7 protein-coding genes and 1 pseudogene are annotated in these 9,086 nt (G+C 61.3%); 4 read left to right on the top strand and 4 right to left on the bottom strand.

All coding sequences use genetic code 11. The features are described from left to right. The first annotated feature begins 168 nt into the window (after positions 1 to 168). Positions 169 to 2,250, top strand: coding sequence for a sensor histidine kinase (locus tag EN964_RS15215; RefSeq protein WP_127266893.1), 2,082 nt, complete (start codon positions 169 to 171; stop codon positions 2,248 to 2,250). Positions 2,251 to 2,585: 335 nt separating this feature from the next. Next, positions 2,586 to 2,879, top strand: coding sequence for a hypothetical protein (locus EN964_RS15210; protein ID WP_164748768.1), 294 nt, complete (start codon positions 2,586 to 2,588; stop codon positions 2,877 to 2,879). 89 nt (positions 2,880 to 2,968) lie between these two features. Here the strand turns inward: EN964_RS15210 and EN964_RS15205 are convergent, their stop codons facing one another. Beyond that, complete coding sequence (locus tag EN964_RS15205) at positions 2,969 to 3,568, bottom strand: NADPH-dependent F420 reductase (protein WP_127266894.1); 600 nt, start codon at positions 3,566 to 3,568, stop codon at positions 2,969 to 2,971. A 73-nt stretch (positions 3,569 to 3,641) separates the two neighbouring features. Further along, a complete protein-coding gene (locus tag EN964_RS15200) occupies positions 3,642 to 4,376 on the bottom strand; it encodes an SDR family NAD(P)-dependent oxidoreductase (RefSeq protein ID WP_127266895.1) in 735 nt (244 codons plus the stop codon). A 277-nt stretch (positions 4,377 to 4,653) separates the two neighbouring features. Here EN964_RS15200 and EN964_RS15195 point away from each other — a divergent pair, with 277 nt between their 5' ends. After that, positions 4,654 to 5,550 (top strand): LysR family transcriptional regulator, encoded by an 897-nt coding sequence (locus EN964_RS15195; protein ID WP_127266896.1) that lies wholly within the window; start codon positions 4,654 to 4,656, stop codon positions 5,548 to 5,550. A gap of 260 nt (positions 5,551 to 5,810) precedes the next feature. Here the strand turns inward: EN964_RS15195 and EN964_RS15190 are convergent. Both EN964_RS15190 and EN964_RS15185 read right to left on the bottom strand, forming a co-directional pair. Further along, positions 5,811 to 6,981, bottom strand: a pseudogene (locus EN964_RS15190) (RQC domain-containing protein). After that, complete coding sequence (locus EN964_RS15185; protein ID WP_127266897.1) at positions 6,981 to 7,742, bottom strand: sulfotransferase; 762 nt, start codon at positions 7,740 to 7,742, stop codon at positions 6,981 to 6,983. The pseudogene EN964_RS15190 and the gene EN964_RS15185 overlap by 1 nt, the downstream one beginning before the upstream one ends. Before the next feature lie 294 nt (positions 7,743 to 8,036). On the opposite strand from EN964_RS15185, the gene EN964_RS15180 reads away from it, so the two are divergent. After that, on the top strand, positions 8,037 to 9,086 hold a 1,050-nt coding region (locus EN964_RS15180; RefSeq protein ID WP_127276499.1), incomplete at its 3' end, for an aldehyde dehydrogenase family protein.

Below are 9,086 nucleotides of genomic sequence, written 5' to 3'. Positions count from 1 at the left end.
GCTCGGTAGAGGGCGGCAGCGTTGTGAAATCCATGTACGTTCAGGCCCAATCTGGATAGTCCGAAGACCATCTCCTCGCGGAAATCCCTGTCGTCATCAACAAGATAAACAAGGGGGGCGATCACGAGATCGCCCGCTTGTAGCCTTCTCCGACCATCTACGGACCCCATGCAGCAATCTGATAGCATTCGATTTCATTTATTCGCCGCATTGTCTATATTGTTTGTGTGTCTTGTGCCGCAAACGTTATGGGCGCTTCCGCTGAAACCGACGGACGGCCTCAAGGCTCCGGTTTCACTCAGCGGTCACCTCGCAATCTTTCATGATCCCACCGGCGCGCTCACGATCAACGATATCGTTTCCAAGCGCTCCAACATCCAGTTCGAACCCATCCCTTCGATGCTCACGCGGGGCTACCAAAAGGGCGCAATCTGGGCCCGGTTCTCCCTGTCTGCCTCAACGGCTCCAAGGCAATGGCTGCTGCAGGTAGAACGGCCCTTGATCGAACACATCACGCTGTATGTCTCTGACGGGGCGGGAGGTTATTCGGTCTTGCCCCCTAGCCAACTCAACCTAGGGGATGGAGCAGACGCCGACGCATATCCGGCCGTCTTCCCGATCTCCGTGCCGTCCACTCGAACCGATTATTACATCCGACTCCAATCGTCGACCTCGATCACCACTTCGCTGAACCTTTGGCAGAGTCAAGGCTATGAAGAGTATCGCCGATTCGACGATTGGATCATGGGCATGGTGGTTGGCGCTATTTTCGTCATGGTCTTCACCAATTTTCTGTATGCCGTATGGCTCAGGGATTCTTTATATCTTCTATACATCGCAGTTATCATAGAGTCTGGGCTAATAAGTCTCTTCCACATGGGATATGCATCCGAAGTTCTGATGTCCCTAGAGCCGAAAATCATACACCTAATTTGGGGTATTATCGTTTGCTTATACAGTATAGTCATGATGTTATTTTTGGCTAGACTATTTGAGTTTCACCGTCATTTGATCTGGGCGTGGCGCGTCTCCCAGGGTGTTGTACTGCTCAATGGCATCGCCTTGGCTTTTGCGATTGCGGGACGCTACGGCGACGTCGGGTTTTTCGTATCGCGACTGCAGCAGCTGTCTCTCATCTTCATTTCGCTGCTAGTGCTCTATCTGCTCATTGTGCGGCGACGGTATCAATACCTACTGTCGGCGATTGCATTTTTGGGCGTAATCTCTGTCCTGCTGGTGATGCAGGTGATGTATACTGGGGCCAACCCGTTCCAGCTGGACGGCTCTTTGTCCAGATTCTTGGCCGGCGGGACCGTGATTCACCTGGCGTTGCTCAGCGCAGCCGTCGCAAAGAGAACGCGGCTTGCCGAGCGCAGCTTGAGCGAGGAGAAGGATCGCGTCATCGCAGTGTCGCGGTTGGCCGAGCAGGAGCTGACTGTCAAGGTGCGCGAAAGGACCGCAGAGCTTGGGGAAAGAAACGCCTCGCTCAAGGTGGAAGTGGATCGACGTCACCAGCTTGAACTCAAGCTCAGGCAGGCTCTGGACACCGCCAACGATGCTCTGGCTCAGCAGCGGGACTTTGTGGCCTTGGTATCTCATGAGTTTCGCGGCCCCTTGGCCGTCATCTCTGCCGCCGCCGACAATCTGTCATCTTCTGCAGGTGAAAGCGCCGACAATATCAAGTTGCGCACCACAAGGATCCGCCAGACCGTCAAAAGGATGTCATCGCTGATTGAAAACGTCCTAGCCTTCGACCGGCTCAATGGTGGGCAGAAAACTCTTCCCACGATCAAGATGTTCGACCTGAATGAGGTTTTGCACGCCGCCGAAGCGGGGTTGGATGATGCTGCGGCCGGACGTGTTAGCTTCACTCACGGCGACGAAGTGATTGTGAAAGGTGACCGCAACCTGCTGGAGATTGTAATACAAAATCTGATCCAGAACGCCCTGAAATACTCATCGGTGACCAGCTCTGTGACGATCCGGCTGTCGACTGAGCAGGGCGTGGCGTTTGTACACGTGGTGGATCAGGGCTCTGGCGTAGCGCCCGACGACCACGAGTTCATATTCATGAGGTACTATCGCGCCGCGGGCCAATTGGTAAACGGCTCCGGTTTAGGGCTCTACATTTCACGCGAGATCGCCCGGCAGCACGGCGGCGGTCTCATACTGGCCGCCAGCGACATCAACGGGTCGACATTCCGCCTCTCACTGCCCGTCGAGGGGAACTGGCCTGCCCCTGAAAAGTGACCCTCCCTGACGTATGGCTTTTGGGCCGAACCAGGACTGAAGAAATGGTCGGAAAGAGACACAGTTGCGGCCGCTCATTGTCTACCGTTAACCTCCGGTAAACCTTGCGGATCTGGTAGAGAGGCGGCGGAAGAGCCGCCCGACCCAGGACACTCTGGCCTTCGCGGAGGCCGTAAAGCTTCGGCGATGGGCAGGCCATTCGGCATCTCCGCACATGGCGTCCGCAAGCGCAGCCAGCCGCTGTGAATTTGCCAGCCGGTTTAGCCCAAATGGGGGAAGAGGCCCGGCCCAAGGTCTCGTAATGGTTGGTTCGCCCAGCCAGTTAGGAGACCACTATGCGCAAAGCCTCTCTCGCCATCACAGTCGCCGGCACGGCCTTCTTCGGTCTTTCCACTGTCGCATCGGCATGCGTGTCGATGGACGGCAACTTCGTCGTAAACAACTGCAATTATCGCGTCATGGGAAATTACAAAGGCTCGGATGGCAGTTGGGGTGGCTTCGGACCCATCCGCGCGGGCGGTCGTGAGGTAACTTCCAAAAGACGCGATGCCGGCTGGGACATCAGCTATTGCAACTACGATTCATGGGCGGCAGGCACCTGCCGGCCGAAGGATCCCAGGCAAATGTAAGCCGCTTTCAAGCGCGTCGCTTTGCGCGCTCGGCTGACGATGTGGCCGGCGTCGAACACCGGCCACTCTGACGGCGCACGGTAAATCCGTTATTGCTCCTTCTTGAACTGATCCTGGAAGATCAGCTGGCCCCAAGTGCGGCCGCGTGCGTGCACCAGTGCGCCGCCCTCGTTGAGCTTCCCCAGCTTGACCGGTGCGAACCCGAGTTGTTTGGCCAAGACCGCCACGGGAGCGATCGCGTCCTCGTCGTCGCTCGAAAGAAAGACGACCCGGTGGCCGCCCTCGACGATCGGATCGGCAGCCAGGGTGGCCGCAATCAGGTGATTGAAGCCTTTGACGAGCTTGGCGCCGGTGAACGCCTTTGCGACGAAGGCCGAGGACGGCAGACCGTCCAGTTCTTCGGAGACTGGAAACACGTTCGTCGCGTCGATGATCGTCTTGCCTTCCCAGCTTGACAGCGCCTTCGCGACATCTGGGTGCGATTCGAAGCGGACAGCCAAAAAGATGATGTCCGCCTTGACCGCGTCCGCCAGCGTTTTCGGGATGATCGTGGGTCCGATCGCGGCCGCGGCTGATGCAAAGCTTTCCGGGTCGCGCGTGGTTGCCACGGACACTTCGATGCCGTTGCGGGCAAACGCCTTGGCAAGAGCCTGGCCGATCTTGCCGAAGCCGATAATTGCATAGCTCATGTATATTCTCCTTCAGTTTACCAGGCCCTGCGGGCTCGGGATATCGAATGGATGAACGGCGGGGCGTAGCGGGTCAGATTTGCGCCAAGCCCCCGTCGACGGCGACCTCGCTGGCGGTCATGAAGCTGCTGTCGGGCGACGCGAGAAACGCAGCCGCCGCCCCGATCTCCGCTGGATCGGCCATCCGCTGAAGCGGATTCATCGAGGCGAAGGCCTTCAAGCCCTCCTCGCCTATCGCTGCCTTCGCGAGTTCGGTCGCCGTCGGCCCGGGCGACAGCACGTTTACCCGGATGCCGGTGCCTTTCAAGTCTTCCGCCCAGGTCCGCGCGAGGTTGCGCACGGCCGCCTTGCTCGCGCTATAGACGCTGAATGCGGGCGCGCCCGTGGTGCCGGCGCTCGATCCGGTCAGGATAATCGAACCGCCCTCGCCCATCAGCGGCAGCGCCTTCTGGACCGTGAAAATCGTACCCTTCACATTGGTGTTGAAGGTTTCGTCAATGTGCTCGGCGGTGAGCTTGCCGAGCGGAAGCAGGCTTCCCACCCCGGCGTTGGCGAAGATGATGTCGAGGGTTCCGCGCTCGGCCTTCACCGCCGCATAGAGCCGATCGAGGTCGGCCTCATCCGAGACCGAGCCCTTCACCGCGCGGGCATTGGGCCCGAGTTCGGCCACAGCGGCGTCTAGCGCGTCCTGCCGGCGGCCGAAGATGAAGACGAAGGCGCCCTCCTCGATGAAGCGCTTCGCTGCGGCGCGGCCGATGCCGGTGGCGCCACCCGTAATAACCGCAACCTTACCGTCCAGTTTTCCCATGACTCAATCCTTCCAGCTTCTGTCTTTGCTCGTTCGGGGTACGCCCCGAGGACCTCTAGATGGGCCCGTCGGGGTCAGGTGGTGAGTGCGGAAGCGCGCACATCGGTGGTGCAAAATCGATCCGCTTTCAGGGCTGACGCCCGCCGCGACGATCCGTGTCCGCCATTCGGAATTGCGCCGCCCCTGTCGACATAAGCTATGATGTCCCGCCCCTACCGCTGTAGGATGTGCTAGATACGGGCTTTGGAAGGCGCACCGCGCGGTGCCGGATTGCACCATGATCGACTGGGATGACATTCGCTACTTTCTAGCCGTCGCACGCGGAGGCTCGGTGCGGGCTGCCGGCGCGCAGCTCGGGGTGAATCACTCGACCGTGCTGCGACGCATCGCACAGCTTGAGGAACGCCTCGGGGCGCAAATGTTCGAAAAGCTGCCTTCGGGCTACCGCCTGACGGCTGCGGGCGAGGAGGTCCTCGAGCTCGCGAACCAGATGGAAGCGTCGTCTCACCAGCTGGAGACGCGCGTCTTCGGGCGCGACCAGAGCGTGCGCGGGCTTCTGCGGGTGACGCTGGCACCCCCCCTCGCGACACACCTGCTCATGCCGGACTTCGCCGATTTCGCGAGTCTGCATCGCGACATCGAGATGGAAATCCTGTCGTCCGGCGAACTGGCAAATCTGACCAACCGAGAGGCCGACGTGGCGATCCGCGTCGTCTACGACCGCAAAACCCTGCCGCTCAATCTTCACGGCCTGAAGGGACCGGAGGTGTTCGGCGGCGTTTACATGTCCCGCGATCGCCTGGCCGCGTGGCGTGCGGGCGCAGCTGATCCCATCCGGTGGATCGTCATAAGCGCTCATGGGATTCCGGAATGGGCCAACGCGGGTGAGGTTCGCACCACGGGGGTTCCATTCAGGACCACGGACGCCGAGGCGCAGATCGTTGCCGTACGGCAAGGTCTCGGGATCACGACACTGCCGTGCTTCGTCGGAGATGCCGACCCCGTGCTGGTGAGGGTGCCGGGCACCGATCTGCACATGTACGGAACGCTCTGGCTTCTCACCCAGGGTGAGACACGCAAGACGAAGCGCGTGCGGCTCTTCACGGAGTTCATATCCCGCAGGCTCGCCGCCTACGCTCCGCTTCTCACGGGACTATCCATATCGCGCGACTGACGCCCAGCGGGTCGACGCTGCGGTGAATGAGCGGACAGCGGCACCTATTGCGGTTGCAGATGCTCAGCCATGAAGTCGATGAACGCCTCGGTCTCAACCTGATCTGTCGACTGGCCGGCCAGAGAACATTGAACTGATCGGTCTCGTCGGGGGCATAGGCGATGTAGGAATGGGCGGCGACGGAACAGAAGCTCTCGGAACGGATGCCTTCTCCGAAGATCCCTATGCTTCAGAGCGCGTGACCAGTCGCTGATCTGACCTCAGGCCGAGCCATCGGATTGGTGCTCGGCAATCGCACTCAGAAAAACCTGGCCGAACTCCTTCAGCTTTGCCGCCCCAACTCCATTCACTTCAGCGAAGGCGTCGAGGTCGTGCGGGCGGCGCTCGGCCATGTCGATCAGGGTGCGATCGGAAAACACCACATAGGCCGGCACCTGACGCTCCTTGGCGAGCCGCAGTCGCAAGGTCTTCAGCGCGGCCAGCAGCCCGGTGTCCACATCCGATTGCCCGAAATCCTGCCCGGAGCGCGTCTTGCCGCGCAAGGCGCGGCTGCGCACCTCGACACGATAATGGAACGGCATCTCGCCACGCCCAAGCGCATGGCCTTTTTCGGCGATGGCGAGGCCGCCATGACCGGCCGGATCCGGCATCAGGAACCCGCCTGCGACGAGCTGCCGGATCAGCGACAGCCAGAAATCCTTCTTGTGCGCCAGACCGCTGCCGAAACTCGTGAGCCTCTGGTGGTTCCTGGCAAGCACCTTCTCGGTTTCATGGCCGAGCAGGATGTCGATGACATGGCCGGCACCGAAGCGTTCGCCACTCTGGGCGATGGCTGCCAGGATTATCCGCGCCTCCGCTCCGCCATCGGCGCGCGGCGCCTGGTCGAGGCAGGTGTCGCAATTGCCGCAAGGCTGCGCTTCTTCGCCGAAATAGCCGAGCAGCACCTGGCGACGGCACTGCGCCGTCTCGCAATAGCCGATGCGCCTCGTCGACGGCGATCAGGCTGACATCGAGCCTGGCCAGCGCCTCGAGCATCCGCTCGGTCATCAGCCGCTCCGGCGCGAGATAGAGCAGGCGCGTCTGGCCTGAGGCGACGCGACGCCATGCGGCGATATTGGCATCGCGGTCGATCGAGGAATTGATCGTATCGGCAGCCACGCCGGCAAGCCGCAAGGCGGCGACCTGATCCTGCATCAGCGCCACCAACGGCGAAACGACAATGGTGAGCCCGCCCAGGACAAGTGCCGGGACCTGGTAGCAGAGCGATTTGCCCGCACCCGTCGGCATGACGGCCAGGACATGCCGCCCGGCCAGCAGCGCGTCCATGACATCGGCCTGGCCGGGGCGAAAATCATCGAAGCCGAACACGTCCTTCAGCACGCGCCGCTTGGGATCTCGCTCTTCTGTCGCGACGGCCGCCGGTGCCCGCATTACCGCGCGTCCACGGTCGGCGTGCTTATTGGCATGTCATAGCCGAACTCGGCGCAGAAACGCCGGACGCCGACGAGAAATGCCGGGGGCAGACCGCCGAGATAGGTCCTGAATTCTTCATTCCGTTCCCATTTTCTCAACGAAGCCACCCGGATCGGATTGTTCGGATCCTCGCTGAAACGAATGCGCGGTGTCAGTCCGAACGATTGCGCGATTCTGTCCTGCTGCGCATCGGGCGCGCCGATCATGTCTTCGTAGCGGACAAAGAGTATCTGCCGGTGCGGTTGTGCCTTCTTCAGCCGGGTCAGCGCGTCGTATTCGGCCAGCCAGCGATGCGGCGTGACGTGGAACCGACGCTCGTTGCGTGTTTGCGGATGCGAACTTGTCAGCGTGTCGAACGGATGGCGCACGCAATAGATCAAGCCGATGGAGGGAGGGAGCTTCGCCAGATGCGCAAAACCGCGCGCATCGCGCTTGACGACGAGGTTCGATTCCGGCCGGTCCAACATGTCCAGCATTGTGTATCGCGCTTCGGGCGGATGGACGAAAATGTCCTCGAAACACCTCATCAGCCGCTGTGTCAGCGTCGTGCCGCTGCGCGCGCAACCCGAAATGAAAATTCTGTTGGCGGGCGCCGCGCGTGCGTATGTGCGTTTTTGCATGCGCTGTTTCAGAGACAGCGGCACGAACCGCAGAAACTCCCGCACAACCCTTCGCGCAGCCGCTCCAAACGCAGCCTCAAGCCTGTGAGCGCCCTTCATCCGCAATTCCGCAGGGCCGCCCGGCACGAAACGCGCCGCTTGGGGTCCATGGCCAAGATACTCGTCGCCGATATCAGCATCAGGCAGACACCGGACTGGAATTCCTGGATGGGAGAGGATGGGAAATCGGTCAAAACGACTCTCTGCATGGGCACCATGCCTTAGCGCAGCTGTCATCGTGCCACAACAGGAACAGGTCGCCTGCAGCCTGCGCCTTCCCTTGCAACACCTTTACCTCGCTGGATTCCTTCACCCAGCAATGTAAGCTCGGCTCCGCTAGCCAGGGAGGATGCGATGCTGCAGACCAGACAGGATGTTCTCGGCGAGCGGTTCCACCTGCAGCGCGCCGCCTTCGAGGCGCAGCCTTTCCCCAACTTTGGCATCCGCAAGGATCGCCTGAAACGCCTGCTGGCGCTGACCGAGCGGCATGAAGCCGACATCTGCACCGCCATCGACACCGACTTCGGCGGCCGTTCCGCGCATGAGACGCGCCTTGCGGAACTGTTCGTCGTGCGCGCCGGCATCCGCCACGCGCTGTCGCATGTCAGGGGCTGGATGCGCGAACGCCGCGTTGTCACCACCATGCCGTTCCTGCCCGGCCGAAATCGCCTCGTCCCGCAGCCGCTCGGCGTCGTCGGCATCGTGTCGCCCTGGAATTATCCTTTCCAACTCGCTGTCGCGCCGGTCACGGCGGCACTCGCGGCCGGCAATCGCGTGCTTATAAAACCTTCCGAATTGACCCCGGCATTCTCAGTGCTGCTGGCCAAACTCGTTGCCGAGCATTTCGCACCCGATGAGCTCAGCGTCATCACCGGCGATGCCGAGATGGGAAAGGCCTTCGTGTCGATGCCTTTCGATCATTTGCTGTTCACCGGCTCGACCGCGGTCGGACGCCAGGTCGCGATCGCCGCGGCCGCCAACCTGACCCCGGTCACGCTCGAACTCGGCGGCAAGTCGCCGGCAATCTTCGATCCGTCCTGCGATCTCGATGCGGCGGTATCCAGCATTGCCTATGGCAAGCTCTTGAATGCCGGGCAGACCTGCATCGCGCCGGATTATCTGCTGGTGCCGAAGGGGCAGGCAGGCACGGTCGCTGTCAAGCTCGCAACGGCGATCGCGAAGCTCTACCCGACCTTGCGCGACAACCCCGATTATACCGCCATCATCAGCGACCGGCACCACCAGCGCCTGCGCGACATGATCACTGAAGCGCGTGACGCAGGCGCCGATGTCACCGAAATCAACCCGGCCGGCGAAGAGCTGGGTGCCAAAAGCCGGAAGCTGCTGCCGACTCTGGTCCGCAACGCCGGCGCAAACCTGCGGCTGATGCGCGAGGAGATTTTT

It is taken from the genome of Mesorhizobium sp. M7A.F.Ca.CA.001.10.2.1, assembly GCF_003998575.1.
Lineage (GTDB): Bacteria > Pseudomonadota > Alphaproteobacteria > Rhizobiales > Rhizobiaceae > Mesorhizobium.
Note: the sequence above shows the minus strand (reverse complement) of the source record. Positions and strands in the feature narration are given on the sequence as shown.